Here is a 21,022-nt window from a genome sequence, read left to right as displayed (position 1 = left end):
GTATATTATGTCAAGTCAAGGAATCAGGATGTTACCGGACCTCTCCACCCTGACCCGAGACGCGCTAGCGTCCCCAAATCACTTGATCGACATATTGCTTGATGAGGCGATGTTCAGCGCTATCGATGCGCGAAAATTGGAGGCTCACCCGATAACCCTCCTCGCAGGGACGGCAGCGTAGGATCCGTGCGGTGATGTCAAGGGTCGGTTCGGGGCTTGCATCAAGGCCGAGACCAAGCCAGACATCCTGGCCGGGCTCGAGCGGAGATGAGAGATCCGCGCTCAATCCCATGTATCCCAGATCCTTGACATGCCCCTTGATCGGCTGTGCGACTTGGTGTGCGGGAGCGAGTTGGCGAACCGACACGGCGCAATCGACCTGCACACGTGGCGAGCGCCGGATCTCGACACGCGGGACGATGTTCGCCGTGGGTTTGCGCATGCCGATCAACTCGTACAGCGTGATCTCTTGTCGCTTCCCTTTCAGGAGCACCCGGTTCGGTTCCCCAACGTCAACCTGCTCACGAACTTGCAGATAACTCGCCTGATTGATCATGATTTGACCGCGCAAACTGAAGCCCTGCATGCGTGCCGTCATGTTCACCGTGTCGCCGATCGCAGTGTATTCGCTGTAGAGGGTTGATCCGAAGCTCCCAACCAACATGGGTCCATTGTTGACTGCGATTCCAGCAAAGATCGCGGGGTCCCCCATCGTTTGACTCGCTCGATTGAGATCGAGCATCGCGTGCTGCATTTCCACCGCGCACGCGAGCGCACTCAAGAGATGGTCATCACGCGCGTCCGGCACGCCGAAAAGCGCCATCACGGCGTCACCCATGAACTTATCGATGATCCCGCCGTGGGCCTGCACGCAGAACACCATGCGGTTGAAGAAACGATGCAGGAGTCGTGCGATGGTGGCCGGCGATTCCGAATCGGCCAAGGCGGTGAAACCGCGAATGTCGGCGATCAGGATGCTGGCATCACGCTCTTCGATCGGCTGGGATTCCAGCAGGAAATGATCGAGCAGCGGATGAATCTGTTCAGCCAGGTGCTGGGTGCGTTGCTGGGATGATGCTGAGCGATCGACGCCCTCGACCAGTCTCGCGAGTTCCACGATCAACGTCTCGCGATCACGGTGCTTCATGAAGGGGATGGACACACGAGACAAGGGACCGGAGGATGGTATCCGTGGGGTCGCATCGACATGGGCACGAGTTGATCTATGATTGACTTTTTTCATGGGTTTTGAGCGGTGATGAGTTCACCCTGTTCACACCGCTGGGCTCGTCGTGACGTCTTGGCGAGCGCGCTCATCTCTTCCATCCGACTTCAGGAGCTCAACATCCGCATGGATCGTTTCACCCGTATCTATAGTATCGCGATCGGCGTGCTGGCACTGGTTGCCGTGGCATTTTGGATCAAATCCATGTGGCAACCCGATGTCTGGGAGCTCGATGCCGTCCTGGAGACGGACCAGAAGCTGGCGAGCTACCCCTATCGGTTTCGTGTCGTCGCCTTCGATCAGGGGGTTGCCACCCTCTCGACACCGCGTTCGTTTGACGTTCCCGCTTATCGCTTCCTCGCGATTCTCGATCCCAGCTTGGGCAACAAGGCCGACAATGATCCTGCGGTTCTCGCCGCACAGCAAGATCTGATCGATCATCAACAGCGTGCCCAGGGCTTGATTCTCGCGCTCCCCGAGGTGCAGGCCGTGGATTGGGAGCTCGACACACAGTGGCTGTCATCGCGTGGGATCATGCCGGCGGCGACACCATCACCGCGAGCTGACCGATAGGAGGAAGGGATTGCGGACCGAGGCGGCGCACGCACCCAGATGCGGGAGGCTGGATGGCGCAATCTCGGGCTATACTACACCGAATTGGTCTCCCCGAGAGTCCTCTCGACGATCTGGCGTGCGGTCGAGGTGAGCGAGTCATGTGGTTGCGTCAGGCTGCTCAGCCGGCACTGCCCGCTGGCACGCCGCTTCAGTCGCTCACTGTCAGTGACCCCATGACGGAGCATCCTCCCATGCAACCAGGCACCCGCTCGCCGCTGCAGTCACCTCCCACACCCATCAGTCCGCGCCGTCGTCACCTGTATAACCTGCTGGCTTGGCTCTGTTTCGGACTTGGGTTCGTGGGGATGGTCCTGCCCTTAATGCCCACAACCGTTTTTTGGATCTGCGCCACCTGGCTGTGGTTGCGCAGTGCTCCGAAACGGGTGCGATTTCTGGTCGAACACCCACGCTTCGGGGCCTCGATTCGGGGGTTCCTGGAACGCGGAGAGATCTGTCGAACCGGCAAGACCGCTGCCATTGGCAGCATGGCGGTGAGCTGGTCGGTCTGGTATGGGCTGGCAAGCCCTGCCCCGATGCTCGCCATCAGTGTCGCCGTTATTCTCGGTTTGGTCGCCCTGTGGATTGCGACGCGGGCCGAAGGCCCGGCACCGCAACCCATCCCGCAAGCCATCAAGGTCACACTGGATCTGCCGGGCACATCCCGCAAGCGGAGCGAGGGATCCGCACGCCAGGTGCATAAACCCTGATTCGAGTCGCCCGGGCGGAGCGAACTTGAGTGCCCGCCCCGGACGCCATGAACGTGCGGTCACAGAAATATCAGGCCCCTGCTCGCTCCGCTGGTGTATCAGCCGTAGATGAGTTCGGACCAACGTCCGTCTTCGATCATCCGTTGCTTGATCTCCGTCCAGGCATCCACGGAACCGACCTGCTTCGCCATGACCCGATCGAAGACCTGCGCTATCTTGTCCAGTCCCGAGAGGAACACGTAGGTGTTGACGTCCTTGATGAGGCGCAGCGCTTCCTCGGCATGACCCTCGAGCCCCTGTTCCAATGCTTGCGAAGAGGTCATGAGTGGACGCGTGCCGAGCGCTCGGAAGGCCTTGAAGGTCTTCTCATCATAGTAATTTGCTAGATCGGTTGTCTCATCGTTCGTATACATCAGATCGAGACCGCTGCGCCCACCGTAGAAGAGCCGAACCTGTCCGTTCCAGTCACCACGGCGCTCATAGATGAGTTGGGCGAACGCACGGAAGGGTGCAATGCCCGTCCCGGTTCCAATCATCAGCAGATTCGCGCTCGGATCGAGCGGCATTTTGAAGGGACTGAGATACGGACCGCTGATCGTCAGCGCATCGCCAGGATTGGCATCGCAGAGATAGTTTGACGCAATGCCAGGGTAGCGTTCGCCACTGACCTCGTCGATGTAGAAACAGCGCCGGACCAGCAGATCAATCTCGACGCCGGTCGCAAGCGGGATATTGCGGGCGTTCGCGATGGAATAGCGACGGACATGGTATGCATTCCCGAAGGGGTGTGGACCTGGGACCACGACGCCAATGCTTTGACCTTCGATAAATTGAAACGCAGGGTCGACCACCTGCACGGTAAGATGTCGGACCTCTTCCGCATGCTCGGGAGTGATGCGTCGAGACGTTTTGATGAAGGCCTGGGTGGTCGGACCCAGATCGGCCATGGTTTCAGGCATTGTCGTCGTGCTCCTTGGTAGCAATGGCCTGGATTGGGCAGGCCAACACGCGTTGAATTGCGAACCCGATCCCAGCACATGATCGGGGGTCAGGAGAATCCAAACCGGGTTTTACGGCACTCGTCCGAGTCAGGTCCCCGGGCACGCCTCATGAGCGATCACAGTGGCCCGCTCCGCAGGAGCACCCTCCCCCCTCGCGACGATAGGGACCGCGCTGCGGATGACGGCGCGCGAAGCCGGCGTAGTATCGCTGGACCCAGACCCAGAGGATCAAGACCAGAAAAATCACCAGTGGGGCCATGATCAGCCTAGCCAATGGAACCTCCGATGCCAGCAAAGCCCATGAACGCGAGGGAGAGTAACCCAGCCAGCATCAGGCTTAATGCCGCGCCCTGGCTCACACTTGGAACGCGGGCGAGCGCGAGCTTTTCACGTAAACCGGCCATCAACATGAGTGCCAATAAGAAGCCGACACCAGCCCCGGTGGCATAGACCAGGCTTTGAATGAAGTTGTATTCCTTCGCGGTCTGAAACAGCGCAAGACCAAGGATCGCGCAGTTGGTTGTGATCAGCGGGAGGAAGATCCCCAGCGACCGGAACAGGCTCGGGCTGAAGCGTTTGACGAACATCTCCACCAACTGCACCGCCGAAGCGATGATCGCGATGTAGCAGATGAGTCGAAGGAAGAGCAGATCCAGCTCTGTCAGCAGCCAATTGATCGCATAAGCGCTCATGGAGCTGACGAGCATGACAAAGATCACGGCCAAGCCCATGTTCCAGGCGGTCTCTTTTTTTGCCGAGACACCCAAGAACGGACAGATCCCGAGGAACAACGCCAACACGAAGTTGTTCACGATGGCGGCATTCAGGAAGATGCTATGAAGCGCTTCAGTTTGCATTGGCAGCGACTCCCGAACGTTCGATGGACTGTTGCTCCTTGCGCAGTCGGATCCAGTTGAAGAGCAGCAACCAAGCACCTAGCACGAAAAAACCGCCCGGTGGCAGAATCATGACGACCCAAGGCTGGAAGTTGTCACCAAATAAGGGGATGCCCAGCAAGGTTCCGCTGCCCAGGATCTCGCGCACCGTCCCCAGCGAGAGCAGTGCAAGCGTGAAACCCGCCCCCATGCCAAGGCTGTCGACCAAGGTCGTGTGCAAACGTTGCTTCGAGGCAAAGGCCTCGGCGCGGCCTAGAATGACGCAGTTGGCAACGATCAATTGAATGAAGGCGCCAAGTGCGGCATAAAGCTCCAAACTGATGGCTTGGATACCATAATCGACGATGGTGACGAAGGTCGCAATGATCACGATGAAGCTCGCGATCCGCACCTGTTTTGGAATCCAATCACGCAACAACGAGATCAGAATACTGGAACAAACCAATACAAAGGTGGTGGCTAAACCCATCGCAATGGCGTTGATCGTGGTGTTGGTGACCGCGAGCACCGGGCACATGCCCAGCAACATGACGAAGACGGGGTTTTCTCTCCAGAGTCCACGGATGAAGGTATCCGGACTCAGCGATTCGATCCGATTTGGCAAATTGGACATTGATGTCTCTCGCTTGACGAATCCCAGACGATGAGGCGCGCGACCTCAGGGCGTTGGTTGGGTGAGGGTCGCTTGCTCGCGCTGGATGATCGGCAGGAATCGTTGCGCGGCCTCATTGAGCGCGCGCGCCATCGCTTGCGCGGAAATGGTGGATCCCGAGATGCCATCGATCTGCCACGGATCGGTCTTCGTCCCCTGCGCGACGAGCGTAATGGGGTTGAGCAGCGCCCTGCCGTCTGGATCGAGGCGCGCATCGAGGGCATCGAAGTTTGCGAGAAAACGGGGGTCGTTATCGATTTTGTCGCCGAGCCCCGGCGTTTCGGTCGAACGCAGCACCTTGCTGCCAATGATGCACGCGCACGCGGGATCGTAGCCGAACAGAAATTGGATCACGTCTTGGTAACCGCGCGCGGCGGCGGGGAAGGCGATGCCGCGCAAACTGCCGTCGGGGCGATACCCAGCGAAGATCCGCACTCCAGAACGTCCCTCCCCCACCTGACTGATGCCATGCTCATCGAGGATGAAGATCACATTCGAGGACGCCCCGGGCAGCACCTCGAAGACGGCGCGTTCGGTCAACACGCGTTCGTTCTCGGCGATGATCGGCTGGGTGAACTGGTAGACCATCACCACCAGCAGTCCAGACAGCGTCGCGATTCCGGCGAGCGTCCGAAGCATCGCCCAACTGGGCGTGACCGGAAGCGGCGTGGAAGGCTCCCGTTGTGGTTGCGAGTGAGTTTCGACATCGACACTCATGTGGCTACCCCTCCCCCCGTGCTTTCTTGATCGCGCCATACACCCGTGGCTGGGTCCAACTCGAGATCAAGGGGCCGGCCGCGTTGGCGAGCAGAATGGCGTACATGATCCCTTCCACCAAGCCTCCGAAGATGCGGATCACCACGGTCAGCACACCGATCAAGAGGCCATAGAGGATCGCTCCCGTTGCGGTGACCGGAGAGGCGACCATATCGCTCGCCATGAACCAGGCCCCAAGCATCAAGCCTCCGGAAAAAAGGACAAACCAGGGGCTGGGATAGAGGGTTGCATCCATCAACCAAAATGGCAGCGTGGTCAACGCGGCCCCGGCCATGACCGCGACTGGAATTCGCCAATCCAGCATGCGTCTCACGGCCAGATAGAGACCACAGAGGAGAATCAAGACCGCCGAACTCTCACCCATGGACCCAAAAACCATCCCGGTGAAGAGATCCATCATCGGCGCTTCGATCTGTTGGAACTTCTGCATGGCCAAGGGGGTGGCCCCGGTCCAGCCGTCGAGTTCGAGACTCATGACCCAGTCCTGGACCGGGACCGGCTGCATGAAAGGGGTGGTGAAGGTCGAGGGGATGAACTCGGTGAAGCGCCCCGGGGCAAAGGCTGGCGTCCAGGTGGTGATGGCTCCTGGAAATGCGGCCTGGACAAAGGCCCGTCCAACCAGTGCGGGATTCATGACGTTGTAGCCGAGTCCACCGAACAACGCCTTGCCCAAGGCCACGCCCACGAATGCCGCAACCGCCGCCATCCAGAGCGGAAAGCCGGGTGGGAGGGTCAAGCCGAGCAAAATCCCCGTGATCACGACCGACCAATCCGAGATGGTGTTGCCCCGGCGGCTGATGCGGGCGAAGAGCCACTCGGTTGCAATCGCCGCGGTCGTCGTGGTCAACAACAGCACGAGCGCGCTCAGCCCGAATTGATATACGGCAAAGGTGCAGATCGGTAGCAGCGCATAGACCACATTGCGCATGATCTGGTCGACGCTGATCGCCTTTTTCAAATGAGGCGATGTCCTAATCTCGATCGGTTTAGCCATCGCGGTCTACTTCTGGTTGTCTCGGTTGATCGATTTCGCAATGCGAAAATACTGTGTCAGTGGAATATTCGAGGGACACACATAGGCACAGCATCCACATTCGAAGCACTGATCGAGATTGAATTCCGCCGCCATGCGTTCATACTGCCGAGCGAGTGCCAGTTCACCCAGCATTGAGGGATTCAGGGATACCGGGCAGGCCTTCACGCATTCAGCGCACTTGATACACGGATAGACCTTTCGATATGCGAGATCCGGGTCCTCGTGTTCAAGCGCCACGATGCCTGAGACCGACTTGATGATGGGGACATCGAGTGAGGCCACCGCCATCCCCATCATGGGTCCACCGAGAATGACCTCGCCGAGGTTCTCTCGCAGCCCCACTTGTTCGAGCACATGGCGCACCGGGGTGCCGATCGGCACGAGAAAATTTCCAGGCTGCAGGACCGCGGGACCACTGACGGTGACGACGCGCTCGATCAATCCGCGACCCTGTGGCAGCAGTTCCCCCATCTGCGCGAGTGTGCCAACGTTGTACACGGCGACCCCGATGTCCGCGGTGATCCCGCCAGCGGGCACCTCGCGTCGGAGCAAACTTTTGATGAGCATCTTCTCCGCGCCCTGCGGGTACTTGGTCTTGACGGCCTGGGCGCTGATTGGCAGATCCGGCGGAAGATGCTGGCGGAGATGCGCCAGCGCGTCGAGTTTGTTGTCCTCGACGCCGATGATGGCCCGCTTGGCGCCCGTTGCCTTCAGCGCGAGCTTGATGCCCCGGATCAGTGCCGCGGTCTGCTCGAGCATGATCCGATGATCACAGGTCAAGTAGGGCTCGCACTCGCAACCATTAACGAGAACCGTCTCGATCAGGCGTCCCGCCGGCGGGCGCATCTTCACATGACTTGGGAAGGCGCCCCCACCGAGACCGACGAGTCCCGCATCCTGCACCGCGGCTATGACCTCCTCGGCCGTCATCCTGTCCACATCCCGCTCAAGGTCATAGAGCACCGCTTGACTCGCGGCATGGTAAACCTTGAGGTAGATCGCCGGGGTTTTGGGGCCGTCCGCGGTGGGCGCCAAGGCGATGGCGCGGATCAGACCGGTCGCCGGGGCATGCATGGGCACCGAAAAATGGCCATCGGCACATGCGATTGGCTCACCGCGAACGACCTCCTGACCGACCTTCACCAGTGGGACGGCGGGAGCACCCTTGTGTTGCGCCAACGGAATCACGAGTTCCGGCGCGAACACGAGGCGACGAATCGGCTTGTCGGCCGTCATCTCCTTGTGTTCAACAGGATAGATGCCGTGCGCGAAAGTCCGGTGACGTTGAAACAGACTGATAAGGCCCATGCGTGGAAGTCGCATCCAGTTGAGATCAAGTCCGGGCCGGCGCAGCCCGATCAGGACACTGCGCCAACCCCACGACAGGTCTGAAGAACGGGGTTATTGGTATTTCGCGGCCCGTTTGACGAGTTTGTCGAGCCCCGCCTCGGCTGGATTCCAGGGCGTCCCAGGGTGGATGCATCCCGCCGTGCATTTTTCAGCGGCCTTCACAATCTCTAGGAAGGTTCCCGCCCGGGGATCCATCACCTCGACCTTCTTCTCTGCGTTGTACTTGAAGATCCTTGGATTAATCAGCACGCATTCGTCGCAGGCGGTGCATTCTGGCGTTTCAACCCAGACGGCTTCCCAGTCCGCGGCTGCGTCATGGCTCGCACCATTGGATCCCGCCGCACCAGCACCATTGGTGCCATGCCCATGACCCTGGCCGTTACCGCCGAGCAGCGCAAGCGCCTGTGCATCTCCCCCCGCCATGGCCAATAGGCTGGTGGTTAACTTCTGCGCCATCTCGGCCTTGGCTTGGTTGCGAACCTGCTCGATGTCGACCTTGTTGAGCAGACCGCAGATTCCGCGCACTTGTGTCCAGAAGGATCGACGTTCCTCGCAAGAGGACACCAGTTCCTCGCTCACCAGCACCCGCATCAGCCGATTCTTGGTATCGACTCCCCAAACGTAAGGGAATTTGCCAAGGCGCGCCTCCTCATCCATCTCGAGGAATTCGGCGATCGGGATCATGTCCTCGTTCCAGGTTTCAGGCGGTGCCTTGCGGAAATGCTTGCGGAAACGCCCTTCCGTCATGGCGAAATCCGCAAAGGTGAACGGCACCTCCATCTCGGCGAGCGCGCCCTTCTCATCGGTGTATTTCAGCGTCCAGCTGATCCAATCGCGATCGAGGTTTGGATTGCCTTCGATCGAGCAACACTCCTCAAAACTCCTGCCGGCATCCGGATCGAAGCGGAACAAGGGATAGGCCCGTGACTCGATCGCCATGCGACTTTGATGGGCGGACATGTCGTCACCGATCCCATGTTCAGGCTGACACCCGCTGTAGACATTGAATAGGGCCGGACGACGGGCGTTGAGACCGTCAATGAAGCCCTCGAGCAGATGCGTGAGGTTGCCCACCGCGCCGTTGAGCACGAAGCTCGTCCGATGGGCCATGCCAATCAACCCCATCTCCTTGCGGATTTCGGTCTTCCCTTTCACCGACTTTCCGTAGGGTGCCATATCCGCCACCTGGCCAATGAAACCCGAGGTGCAGGACTGACCACCGGTATTGGAATAGACCTGGGTGTCGAGCACCATGACCTTCACGGGATGCCCGGACATCAATGCGCGGGACAGGTTCTGGAAACCGATGTCATACATGGCCCCATCACCACCGACCGCGACCACCGGCGGGCAAAGCAGCCATTCTTCATCGGAGAAATCCTTCCAACCGAAGTAGGCCAACTCTTCGCCGTGCTCGGCGCTGTGATAGCCACCCGCGAGTTCGAGACGGGCCATGCGAATAGCCTTGAAGCCCTCGCCCATCTTGCGCATGTGTCCCTCGAAGAGTCCGAGAGCAATCGAGGGCGAATCCTGGAAGAGGTGGTTCGACCAGGGGAAGGGATAGGGGTTGAATGGGAAGGTCGCGCCCCAGACCGACGAGCAGCCGGTGGCATTGACGATGCCCATGTTGGCGCGCGGTTGAGAGGCTGTGTATTGCCCCTTGAGCTGGCGCAGCTGATCGAGCAAACCCGTCACCCAGGTCAGCCACTCCGGATCCACTGGCTCGGCACTGCGATCACGATCAAGCTCAGCGGACAGATCGGATAACCGCAGATCAACATCCTGGTGTGCATTCACAGCCTTGTTGATGGCCGCGACATTGCTGAGATCGATTTTCGCGGCGAGCTTCAGACGGACATGGGTCTCGAGGCGGTTGATCAAATCGTCGATTTCGGCGAGATGCCGCTTGATCCGCGGCTGCATCAAGGCGGTCACCGTCGCGGTGAAGAGATGAATCACCGTCTTCTCGCCGCACCCCATGCAAGAGCCATCGCCCGAAATCAATGACTGATAATTGGTCTTGTCCAGCAGCAGCGTCTCGAGTGCGCCGATCTTATCATCGAGGTCATCGATCCGGATGAAGTCCGGGTCGGTGGTCGGCAGATCGAGCCACAGGTCCCATTTCGCGCGCATCTCCTCGATGCTTTGCGTGGTCTGTGGCTCGGAGATCAAGGCTCCATCGTCACACACCTCGATGCACTCCATGCATCCTTTACAGGTATAGGGGTTGATCGTGATGCTAAAGAGTCCGCCACTCCCCTTCTGTTTTTTCTCGCGATTCGACCAATAGGGCTTGGTGATTGCGAATTGGTAATCGCCAAGCGCGGCCATGAAGCGACCGAACTCTTCCTCGACCACAGCCTTCTGCTCGGGATCACCCTGATAGTTGGCGAGGGTCTCCAAGACGGCACGATCGAGCAGTTCGTGGATATCGGGGCCCTCTCCGGCAGACTCGATCAGGGCGCGGAGCCGTTTCTCGACGGTGCGCGTCTCACGGCGCAGATGCTGCGTCGGTATCCCCCGCTCGACCCGCGTGATGACGGTTGCGAAGACGTCTGAGATACGATTTACCAAACCCGGGATGGCGCTGTCCGGGCACACTGCGAAGCAATTGCCACAGGCCGTGCAATTCTCCGGCAGATACTTCGGATAATTGAAGCGAATTTGGGTCATGTCACGATAGACACCGGTGGATGCCGGCATCAGTGACAGGGCCATGTGCGGATCAGCCAGATTGTCATTGGCGCGTCCGCTGGCATAGAAGGAACCGGTCTGCTCCCAGAAGCGGTGCACGTCGCTGACGCCGCCGTCACCTTCGGGCAATTGCTTCAACATCACCGGCAGACCAAGCGCCTTGCGCGGCATCAGCTGCCCACTGACCGCTTGCTTGTCGGTGATCTCGACGATCTCATCGAACCCGCGACGCACGATTCGCAGGTTGTCCTGAACAACCCGCTCTCCTTTCGCGCCGAATTTTTGACGAATTTGTTCCTCGATCGCGGCGAACAGACCCATCTCGTCGAGCCCTGCCCGTTCCATCAGCGGGGATGCGGCAAAGAATGCGCCTTGGAAGGCGTTGCCCTGCATCCGGAACTGCAACTCGGGATCGGATGCCTCCTCACGCGCAATCTTGAATCCGTCGATATAGAAGACGCGGATCTCATGATCAATGATGAAACGGCGTGCCGCTGGTGGAAAGCTCGACCAAACCTGCTCGGGGTTGTCGAGGCTCGACTGGATGATGAAGCGCCCACCACGATCGAGACCCGCAAGTGGATTGGAGTGGGTAAAGACGTTCGGGTCCGGGCTCAGAACCACATCGACATAGGTGTATTCGCAATTGAGCCGAATGGGTTCGGGTGCCGCGGACAGGAAATAGGTGGTTGGCTGTCCCTTCTTCTCCGACCCATATTTCGGGTTGGCACGGATGTCGAATCCGAGCAATTCATACAGGGTCATCGCCAGGTTCTTGCCCGTGGTGACCGCGCCCCATCCACCAACCGAGTGCATTCGGACCGTAATGGCGCCCTTCGGCAAGAGGTTCGGGTTTTCGCTCCCACGCAGTGCGAGCTCACCGATCCTGGGATAGGCGTCCTTGATGCGCTGGATCCGAATCTCATCTTTCGGATCCAGCGCATCGCGCACGAAATCGACCGATAGATAGAAAAAGGGACGATGCGCGCCGCGTGGCAACATGTTCTCAATGGCCGCGATCAAACCCTCTGGCTGCAGATCGCGCGAACCCAATCCATAGCATCCCGAGTACAGGCGCGGCATGTCGCCGGCGCGATAGCTGGCGTAGTCTGGATAGGGGAGCGCCCCACCCTTCTCGAGCATGCCGTTCTCGAGACACTTGCTTAAGACCGAGCGAATCTCGCGCATCATCGGGAGATCCTCGGCGAGGGGTTGATCCGTGCGTTCGAGCACGGCCACCCCCTTGCGGCCCTTCAATAATGCGCCGAGGAGATCGCCCGGGAAGGGGCGATACATGGTCAGATTGACGACCCCGACCTTCAGCTTGCGACTTTCGCGCAGATAATCCACGACCGCTTCGGCTTGGACGATCATGCTGCCCTGACCCAGGATCAGATACTCGGCATCCTCGATCCGATAGCCACTGGCACGCTGATAACGACGCCCGGTCAAGGTCGCGTATTCGTCCATCACCTGTTCGGCAATGGGCGCGATGTGATCAAAAAAGTAAGGACGCTGCGCAGCGACGGCCTGCATGTAGGCGTCCTGGTTCTGCACCGTGCCGGAGGTGACGGGATTGTCGACATCCCAAACAAGGGGAACGCGCCGGCGTGTCTCGCCGTAGACGAGTCGCTGAGCCGGCGTTGGACAGGGAATGATGTCGTCCGGTTGCCCACAAAACTCGGCGATCAGTTCCGGCTCCGGAACGAGGAGCGGTTCGATCAGATGCGTGGTCAGAAAGCCATCCTGACCGACTGCCGCGGGCGTCAGACTCAACTCCGCCAGCTTACGAGCAATGAGATTGAGATCAGCGGCCTCTTGTGCGCTCTTGCCAAAGACTTGGATGAAACCGGTGTCATCGATGCAGTGATAATCATCGTGCGCGCAATGCACATTCAGACTCGACTTGGTGATGGCACGCGCACCGATATTGAGAACATAGGGAAGGCGCTTGCCGACCGCCGCATAGAGTGACTCATGCATGAAAGCCACGCCTTGCGCCGATGAAAAATTGGTCGCGCGCAGCCCCGTCATCGACATCCCAGCGGTGACGGCCGCCGCGGCATGTTCGGATTCGGGTTCGACGAAGATCAGCGGCCGTCCCGCGGTATTCAGGTGGCCTTTCGCGGCCTCTTCCGCCCAGTACTCACCCATCTGGGTCGAGGGTGTAATGGGATAGGCACCGGCGGCATCGGAGGCCTCGCGCTCGCACATGATGACAGCCGAATTGCCGTCCATCGCCATCCGCGTACCGGGATACTTGACTTGTTTTTCGTCTTTCTTTCCGAACATGGCGCTTCTCTGTGGTGGTTATCCGAGCACCTTGCTCCGGCCTCAACAGAGGCTCGAAGCCAACATGGGCAGTCGGAGAGCTTCGTTTCGTCTTCTGCCGCGTGATCGCATTGAGTGCGACGCGTCAGGCCAGTGGTAATGCCTCTTTACGGATCACTTTACGTGCATCCTTGCCTTTGATGACCCGGCCATCCGACTCGATCCAGATGATCGCGCCGGTGGGGCAGCGTTCGATCGCCACCTTCGAGGCCAGGGCGTTCTTGGTGTAATCAACCTCGGCGAGGTGATCCTGGATGCCGATCAACCCCTCGGGCGAATCCTGCACACAGCGTCCGCAGGCGGTGCAGACGACGTCGCAATCATGCGCGCCCTCGTCGCCTGGATCCCGGTTCTGACACGCGACCCAGAGACGATGACTCACCGGATGCAGACTGAAGAGGTTCTTTGGACAGGCCGTGACACAGTCCCCGCAGGCGGTGCACTTGGACTCATCAACACGGGGCAGTCCATAGCGATCGAGACGGATGGCCTTGAACTCACACACCAGCTCGCAGTCGCCGAGACCTAGACAACCCCAGGCACACCCCTTTCCCCCACCCGCGACCAATGCCGCGGCGCGACAGGAGGACAATCCGGCATAGGACGCCCGCAGAAATGCGACGTGCTTTCCCCCCGCGCAGGCGAGTCGAGCCGTTCGCCGCTCCCCCGCGCCGAGCGCAACACCGAGATAATCCGCAATCAGTTGATTGATATGCTTGGGGTTGACCGTACAGAGGCCTGGCGCAGCCTCCCCCTTGACCAGCATTTCAGCGAACGGGCGACAGCCTGCCGTCCCACAGGCACCGCAATTCGCACGCGGCAGCAAATCCTCGACTTCGTCGATTCTAGGATCTTCATAAACATACAACTGCCGGTTCGCCACGATCAGGATCGTGGCCAGCAGCATACCGAGAGCGGCCATGAAGCCGACAGCGGTCGCGATGGTTGCCATAGAGACTGCTCACAAGGCAAAAGGACGAACGGGTGAACGCGGGGTGGAGTTGGGTCCGCCACACGAGCCTCGCAGCCCGAGGACAGGGCTGAATCCTCCAGCCGGGGCGGTCACGCTGCATGCCCCGATATCCGGTTGCCGTTCAAAACAACGGTCTAATCTTACAAAATGATGATGTATTAAAATTCATAATTCCATTAATCGTTACTATTGAATACAATATGAAGCGTCTGATTCTGCTCTTTTTTTGATCTAGCGCATGGACATGTTCAGCAGTTTTTCCGAACTCAATCCGCTCTGGATCAGCGGCCATACCCGCCCGCGGAGCGCGATCCGGCGAAACACCCAGGCCGGACCCGGGTTGGTCTTAGGGAGGCGGCGCTCTGACCTCGCACCACGCACATCCTCAGATCCCGCGCAGCGAAGTGCCTGCACGGCTTGGCAAACGCGCGCTGCGTCAGGTCGCCCAGTAGTTGGATTGCGGGAAACGCGGAGGCTTGGAGAAACGACGGTAGCGGATGGTCGGCGCGGAAGAGGTGGTCGTCAGACGGACCCAGGCGAGGGACTCAGCTCCGCGCGCAGCGGGCGCGAGTCATTGCAGACGCTCGATGACATCCGTGACCAATCCGGTCTTCAGGGCATCGGTGAGCGAGATGATCAGGATCTTGTTGTTGGGGATGGCCGCCGCTGCAATCGCCACATCTGGGTCGACGCCCATCTCTCGCAGATAGAGAAAGGAGTCGGCAACATAGCGTTGCCCACCCTCGTGACTGCTGAAGCGCGCGGGCACCCGGCTCTGATGAATTCCGAGTTTGGCCGAGGGGGTGACGTAGCGTTCGACGCCGCCCGCAAGAATGTCGATGCAGGCTGAGGTGCAGGCTTGATCGACCGCCGTGCGATAGCCCATCGCGCGCAGAAAGCGGCCGAGTTTCCGGGCTTCGAAAACCGACCCGCCGGGGCTGTTGATGACGAGCCCAACCGCGCGCCGGCGGCGCAATTCTGCGATCGTCTCATCCGCGAAGCCGTCGGCAATATCCGCTCCATCGATCCGCAACCACACCGTCCGGGGGGTCCCGTCGGGTTCGAAACGCACCAAGGACGAGGGGGTTTCGGTGGCCTCCGAGACCCGACGACAGGACTCTGTGGCGAAGACCACCAAGGCTTCGCCATGCATCGCATGCTCTTGGACGAGTTGGTTGGAGCGTTCGATGATGTCCTCGACGCGATAGCCGTATTTTTCGGCGGCGGCGATCACGGCCATGTCCGTCACCGCCACATCCATGTTCTGCCCGACCCGCAGCAGGTGACAGGCCGCGATTTGCGACAGCCAATCATCGGTACCGAGACCCGTCGGTGGACGCTGCGCGCTGGGGAGTCGCGCAGGCGTGGTACCGCGCGTCCCGTCCAGGCCCAGTTCGCGCACTGAGTCGGTCCGCTCGGGCGCGGAATGGCAGCCCCATCCCAGGGTGAGGAAGGCGAGCAACAGCAGAAGGGATGGGAGCCGCATGAAAACGCTCATGAATCCTCTGGAGAGTTAGGCTCTGACCTCGATCCCGTGGCCAATCAAGAAGGATTTCACGGTCGGGATCGGAACCTCCCGTCGGTGAAAGATCCCGGCGGCGAGTGCCGCGTCGACATCCGTGCGCGCGAACACCTCTTCAAAATGCTCGACACAACCCGCGCCACTCGAGGCGATGACGGGGATCCGCACCGCTGTGCGCACCGCCTGAATCAATTCGAGATCGAAGCCGGAGTTCGTGCCGTCGCGGTCAATCGAATTTAAGAGGATCTCCCCGGCACCCAGTTCCTCACAGGCCTGGGCGAACTCGATCGCATCGAGATCGCGCCCCTCGCGCCCACCCTTAATGGTGCATTGGAACCAGCAGAAGCGCTCCCCTTGCGGTCCTGGTGCGCGCGTTTCGATCGTCTGATGATGGGTGGCGTCGGGGGCTTGGACATAGACGCGCCGCGGATCGATAGAGATGACCACGGCCTGGTTCCCATAGACACCGGCGATCTGTTCGATTGCGGTGGAGCCATCCTTGAAACCACGCTGCCGGTAAGCCAGCACGGCATCCACGGCATCGGACCCGATCGAAACCTTATCGGCTCCCGAACGAAAATAGGCATGCGCGACATCGAGCGCGGAATACCCGGTGCCATCGGCATCGCGAAAAGCACGAATCCCGCCTCCGATCGTCAGGGGCACGAACACCTGCTCGGAGGTCCGTTCAAGGACTTCGAGCATGGGTTGGTCGGCCAGTGGACACTCACGAAAGGCGGTGATATTGAGAAAGGCAATCTCGTCGGCCCCTTCTTGATAATAGCGCTGGGCCAGCTCCACGGGCTTGCCAAGATTCCGGACCTCACCGGACTCGCGCACGTCATACTGGTCGCCCTTTGTCACAACGAGATCGCCCGCGTCATTCGCGCGCACGTCGAGGCAGGCAATAATGCGCTTGGCCAACCGCGTGGGCTCTCCGGTGCGAGTCGGATCAACCCGGGTGGAGGCGGGACTGTTCTCCAGAAAGCTCCGGAGCAGTTGCAGTCCCGCGTTTCCGCTCTTCTCGGGGTGAAACTGCACCGCGGTCACATCACCCTGTGCGACCGCGCTTAGAAACGGTTGCCCATAGTCGGTCTTCGCCAAGTGCCACGCAGCGTTTTGGGACGTCGGCTCGGCGCAATAGGAATGCACGAAATAAAATTTTTCCCCGCCATAGTTGGCAAATAGCGAGCAGTCTCGCTCAACCCGCACGTCATTCCAGCCCATGTGCGGAACGGTGAGCGTGCCGGACTCGAAACGACGAATCCGCCCCGGAATGATGCCGAGGCCGGGAACATTGGGCGACTCATCGCTGCCCTCGAACAGGATTTGCAGGCCGATGCAGATTCCCAAGTAGGGTCGGCCGGCAGCGAGATAATCGCGCAGTGGCCCGAGATAACCGCGTTCGGCCAGGCGTTCCATAACGGCGCCGAAGGCACCAACCCCCGGAAAGATCAGCCGCTCGGCCTTGAGGATGTCGTCAGGTTTCTCGATCTCGGTCAAGGTGAAGCCGAGGGCGTGAATGGCATTGCGAAGACTGCGTACATTGCCAGCGCCATAGTCGAGCAGAGAGATCATGCGTCCGATTCCAACTGTGATCCTAACTCGATGCGAGTCGTGGAGGTCCCCCCTGCTCACACCCCATCCGCTATCTTAACGTCAACCGGGTACAGGTTCAGTCGTCCAGCGGTTGCGCGCCCGACTGAGCCGCTGGGTGCGCCTCCCAGGCGGCGGCAGCCTGTAGGTCGCTGCTGATGCCCTCGGCATCCACCACGCGCGCCAACGCCGTCTCCATCATCGCGCGGGCGTGCGCGGTGGTGGTCTGCAGATAGGCATGCAAGGCCGCGTCGTCGCTGTTGCGGTCTTCGCATTCCGCGCTGTAGCGCTCGAATGCATTTAGGGAGAGTACCAGATCCACCAGGTGGTGCGGACATTCACAGCGCACACTCGGCGATACCGCGGCGATCCGCAGCAGTTCCGCATCGCTGAACCGGTGTTCCGGAAGTGGCGCGGAAAGGTCAAGATCACCGCATGTGGAGGCCCCTTGGCTGACCTGAATCAACTGGTTAGAACACCATTGCTGGAGATCCCGCGGATCGACCGGAGCCCGCTTTGCGAGGATCCGACGTGCATCGATGCGCGCGAGTGCTGCTTGGTTCGCATAGGTGTAGACCAGGATGGCACGTGCCGCCCCCGTCTCGGCGATCTGCGCACTGATCTGACGCACTTGATCAGCATGCAGGGAGGGGCATTCCAGAACCACGACATCGGGTCCAGCGCTCACGGGACTGGAGGAGCGCAGCATGTCGAATGAATCATGAAAACCGACAAAATCGAGTCCAGTCAGCTGGGCGGCGGCACGTTTCAGGCGACTGGCAAGCGTGGCCCCGATGACGAGCACCCGGCAGGGTTGTGCGCATGTTTCCGGGGGGCTGGTCAGATCAGTGCCACGGACGCGCTCACGCAGCTGGTCGAGACTCAGATTGGCGACGCTGCTGATCGCATCCCCGCGATCAACGAGACGTTTGATTAACGTCAGGCGGGTGACATCGTCGGGACCATACAAGCGGGTGCCAGCATCCGAGCGCATCGGGGTGACGACGCCATAACGGCGTTCCCAAACCCGCAGCGTGTCGGCCGGGACCCCGGTCAAGCGGGACACGGTCCCAATGCGATAGGTGGGGCTGGGAACCAGGGTGTCCGCTGCGCTCAAGGTCCGTTCCTCGGGGTCTGATAGTGTGCTGGTATCTGAGCTAGGTGGGAGCCGACCCGCGTCGGTCCAAGCCCCGCCGCCGCGGTCGTGGCCGCGCCATGTCCGACGCCAGGCTCATGCTCCCCGCAAATCCCCAAAATGCGCGACCCGATCATGAACTTGCAGTAGCATGGCGGTTTTCAGCCGGTGGGCTCTGCGTCACGCTCACCGCTGTGACAACTTGACCTGACGGGGATTGTATGAACGTCTTGTCCCACACCCTCGCCGCCGTTGTCCTCGCCCTGACCCTGACCGGCCCGGTCTGGTCGCAAAGCAACGAGACCGTGCATCTCTACAACTGGAATGACTATTTCGCCGCCGACACCCTCTCGGGATTCCAGGCGGCAACCGGCATTCGCCCCATTCTCGATGTCTATGACGCGAACGAGGTTCTGGAGGCAAAATTGTTCGCCGGTCGCAGCGGCTATGACGTCGTCTTCCCGACTGCGCATCCCTTCGCAGCCAGGCAAGTGAGAGCGGGGATGTATCGCCCGCTCGACCAGGACGCGCTACCCGGACTTGCGCGCCTCGACCCCAACGTGATGTCACGCCTGAGCCTCAGCGATCCCGATAACGCGCATCTTGTGCCCTATCTGTGGGGGACCTCCGGGATCGGGATCAACCGTGAGCAGGTTAATGCCATCCTCGGCGAGGACGCGGACACCGATACCTGGGGGTTGATTTTTGATCCGGAGATGGCGTTGCAACTCTCCAAGTGTGGAATCAGCCTGCTCGATGACTCCACGGAGGTCTTCTCCGCGGCCCTCGCCTATCTCGGCAAGGATCCCAATAGCCTCGAGCGCGGCGACCTCGATGCCGCCGAGGCCTTGATCCGGTCGATCCGCCCTGCCGTGCGTTATTTTCACTCCTCGCAATACATCAGTGATCTTGCCAACGGCGGGCTGTGCGTCGCCATGGGCTATTCGGGCGATGTCCTCCAGGCCCGGGAGCGGGCCGCCGAAGCCAACCGCGGCGTGGTCATCGAATATCATATCCCGCGTGAGGGGGCCGCCTTCTGGACGGATGTCATGGCCATTCCGGCCGATGCCCCGAACCCGCTCGCGGCTCAGGCATTCATCGACTATATCCTCGAGCCTGCAGTGATCGCGGCGATTTCCAACGAGGTCTTCTACGCCAATCCCAATCGCGAGGCGACCGCCCTGCTCGATGCGGCGGTGCGTGAGGACAGTGCGATTTACCCTCCGCCCGAAGTCATGGATCGACTCTTCGTGCCCAGCGAGCGCAGTGATCGCGACATCCGCGAACTCAACCGCCGTTGGACACGGATCAAGGCCAACCGCTGACGCGGACAGGTCACCTCCCACCCACGCAACCGAGGCGGCCATGGCCACACTTGCTGAGCGTCGCTCCCTGGAGCCTTGGCAGGATCCCAAAGCGGCGCCCTATCTGCGCATCGACCGCGTCACCAAAAAATTTGGCGATGTCTATGCAGTCGACGACGTCAGTCTGAACATTTTTCAGGGCGAATTCTTTTCCCTCTTAGGCAGTTCGGGGTGCGGCAAATCAACCCTGCTGCGGCTGCTCGCAGGGTTGGAGTCACCCAGTTCGGGGCGGATCTTCATCGACGGGGTCGATGTCACGGCGGTGCCGGCCTATTCGCGCCCCGTCAATATGATGTTTCAGTCCTATGCCTTGTTTCCGCACATGAGCGTGGAGCAAAACATTGCGTTCGGACTGCAACAGGAGCGTCTCCCGAGTCGCGAGCGTGCCGAGCGGGTCGCGGAGATGCTCAACCTGCTGAAGATCAGCGAATTGCGCAAACGTCGTCCCGATCAACTCTCCGGCGGGCAGCGTCAACGTGTCGCGCTTGCACGCAGTCTAGCCAAGCATCCCAAACTCTTGTTGCTCGACGAACCGCTCGGCGCGCTCGATAAACGTCTGCGCGAGAACACACAATTCGAGTTGGTCAACTTGCAGGAACGTCTCGGCATCACCTTTGTGACGGTCACGCATGATCAGGAAGAGGCGATGACCATGTCCACCCGCATCGCCGTGATGGACGCCGGACAGATCATGCAGATCGATACCCCAACGGCGATCTATGAGTTCCCGACCTGTCGGTTCGTGGCGGAGTTCATCGGTTCGGTCAACCTCTTCGAGGGCAAGGTCGTGGAGAGCGCGGGTGAGTTGGTCACGGTCGAGACGCAACTCGGTCGCCCGCTGCAGATGCGCAGTTTCCAACCACTCGCGATCGGGGCATCGGTTGCCGTGGCCATTCGACCTGAGAAAATGCGGATCTGCTCCGATTATCGTGAAGACGGTGTCAATCAGGTACAAGGCGTCGTCGAGGACATCGCCTACCTCGGCGACGTGTCCATCTACCGGATCCGGGTCGCCGACGGCTCCCTGGTGGAGATGACGCTGACCAATGTGCAACCGCGAACAGAACAGGCGCTCACTTGGGACCAGGCCGTCGCTATCGAATGGTCGCCCAGCAGTGGCGTGATCTTGACCGAATAGAGCCGGCCGC

Annotated in this window: 16 protein-coding genes; 4 read left to right on the top strand and 12 right to left on the bottom strand. The window is 60.2% G+C overall.

The window, feature by feature from the left end; all coding sequences use genetic code 11:
* Positions 1 to 64 precede the first annotated feature (64 nt).
* Positions 65 to 1,147, bottom strand: a complete 1,083-nt coding sequence (locus CKO25_RS15270; protein ID WP_200388817.1) for an adenylate/guanylate cyclase domain-containing protein — start codon at positions 1,145 to 1,147, stop codon at positions 65 to 67.
* A gap of 204 nt (positions 1,148 to 1,351) precedes the next feature.
* Here CKO25_RS15270 and CKO25_RS15265 point away from each other — a divergent pair, with 204 nt between their 5' ends.
* Positions 1,352 to 1,798: a hypothetical protein gene (locus tag CKO25_RS15265; protein ID WP_200388816.1), complete on the top strand. Its 447-nt coding sequence runs from the start codon at positions 1,352 to 1,354 to the stop codon at positions 1,796 to 1,798.
* Positions 1,799 to 2,031: 233 nt separating this feature from the next.
* Positions 2,032 to 2,547: a YbaN family protein gene (locus CKO25_RS15260; protein WP_200388815.1), complete on the top strand. Its 516-nt coding sequence runs from the start codon at positions 2,032 to 2,034 to the stop codon at positions 2,545 to 2,547.
* 98 nt (positions 2,548 to 2,645) lie between these two features.
* On the opposite strand, the gene CKO25_RS15255 is transcribed toward CKO25_RS15260, so the two are convergent.
* From CKO25_RS15255 to CKO25_RS15205, 11 genes are all read right to left on the bottom strand, one after another.
* Positions 2,646 to 3,506, bottom strand: a complete 861-nt coding sequence (locus CKO25_RS15255) for a ferredoxin reductase domain-containing protein (RefSeq protein ID WP_200388814.1) — start codon at positions 3,504 to 3,506, stop codon at positions 2,646 to 2,648.
* Positions 3,507 to 3,814: 308 nt separating this feature from the next.
* Complete coding sequence (locus CKO25_RS15250; protein WP_200388813.1) at positions 3,815 to 4,405, bottom strand: electron transport complex protein RnfA; 591 nt, start codon at positions 4,403 to 4,405, stop codon at positions 3,815 to 3,817.
* A complete protein-coding gene (gene rsxE / locus CKO25_RS15245; RefSeq protein ID WP_200388812.1) occupies positions 4,395 to 5,057 on the bottom strand; it encodes an electron transport complex subunit RsxE in 663 nt (220 codons plus the stop codon). Before rsxE ends, CKO25_RS15250 begins: the two co-directional genes overlap by 11 nt.
* A gap of 45 nt (positions 5,058 to 5,102) precedes the next feature.
* Entirely contained in the window at positions 5,103 to 5,813 is a 711-nt protein-coding gene (locus CKO25_RS15240) for an RnfABCDGE type electron transport complex subunit G (RefSeq protein WP_200388811.1), read from the bottom strand.
* Positions 5,814 to 5,817: 4 nt separating this feature from the next.
* A complete protein-coding gene (locus tag CKO25_RS15235) occupies positions 5,818 to 6,867 on the bottom strand; it encodes an RnfABCDGE type electron transport complex subunit D (RefSeq protein WP_200388810.1) in 1,050 nt (349 codons plus the stop codon).
* Between the two features lie 6 nt (positions 6,868 to 6,873).
* Positions 6,874 to 8,217 (bottom strand): electron transport complex subunit RsxC, encoded by a 1,344-nt coding sequence (gene rsxC / locus CKO25_RS15230; protein ID WP_200388809.1) that lies wholly within the window; start codon positions 8,215 to 8,217, stop codon positions 6,874 to 6,876.
* A 93-nt stretch (positions 8,218 to 8,310) separates the two neighbouring features.
* Positions 8,311 to 13,245, bottom strand: a complete 4,935-nt coding sequence (locus CKO25_RS15225; RefSeq protein WP_200388808.1) for a 2-oxoacid:acceptor oxidoreductase family protein — start codon at positions 13,243 to 13,245, stop codon at positions 8,311 to 8,313.
* A gap of 124 nt (positions 13,246 to 13,369) precedes the next feature.
* Positions 13,370 to 14,236 carry an RnfABCDGE type electron transport complex subunit B gene (locus CKO25_RS15220; protein WP_200388807.1) on the bottom strand — a complete coding sequence of 289 codons (867 nt, stop codon included), beginning with the start codon at positions 14,234 to 14,236 and terminating at the stop codon, positions 13,370 to 13,372.
* 592 nt (positions 14,237 to 14,828) lie between these two features.
* A complete protein-coding gene (locus tag CKO25_RS15215; RefSeq protein ID WP_200388806.1) occupies positions 14,829 to 15,743 on the bottom strand; it encodes a COG3904 family protein in 915 nt (304 codons plus the stop codon).
* 27 nt (positions 15,744 to 15,770) lie between these two features.
* On the bottom strand, positions 15,771 to 17,357 hold the full coding sequence (gene hisF, locus CKO25_RS15210; protein ID WP_200388805.1) for an imidazole glycerol phosphate synthase subunit HisF: 1,587 nt from the start codon (positions 17,355 to 17,357) through the stop codon (positions 15,771 to 15,773).
* 97 nt (positions 17,358 to 17,454) lie between these two features.
* Positions 17,455 to 18,492: a MerR family transcriptional regulator gene (locus CKO25_RS15205; protein ID WP_200388804.1), complete on the bottom strand. Its 1,038-nt coding sequence runs from the start codon at positions 18,490 to 18,492 to the stop codon at positions 17,455 to 17,457.
* Between the two features lie 239 nt (positions 18,493 to 18,731).
* Here CKO25_RS15205 and CKO25_RS15200 point away from each other — a divergent pair, with 239 nt between their 5' ends.
* On the top strand, positions 18,732 to 19,835 hold the full coding sequence (locus tag CKO25_RS15200; RefSeq protein ID WP_200388803.1) for a polyamine ABC transporter substrate-binding protein: 1,104 nt from the start codon (positions 18,732 to 18,734) through the stop codon (positions 19,833 to 19,835).
* A 40-nt stretch (positions 19,836 to 19,875) separates the two neighbouring features.
* Entirely contained in the window at positions 19,876 to 21,012 is a 1,137-nt protein-coding gene (locus CKO25_RS15195) for an ABC transporter ATP-binding protein (protein WP_200388802.1), read from the top strand.
* Positions 21,013 to 21,022 lie beyond the last annotated feature (10 nt).

The sequence above is a fragment of the Thiocapsa imhoffii genome (assembly GCF_016583985.1).
GTDB classification, from domain to species: domain Bacteria; phylum Pseudomonadota; class Gammaproteobacteria; order Chromatiales; family Chromatiaceae; genus Thiocapsa; species Thiocapsa imhoffii.
Note: the sequence above shows the minus strand (reverse complement) of the source record. Positions and strands in the feature narration are given on the sequence as shown.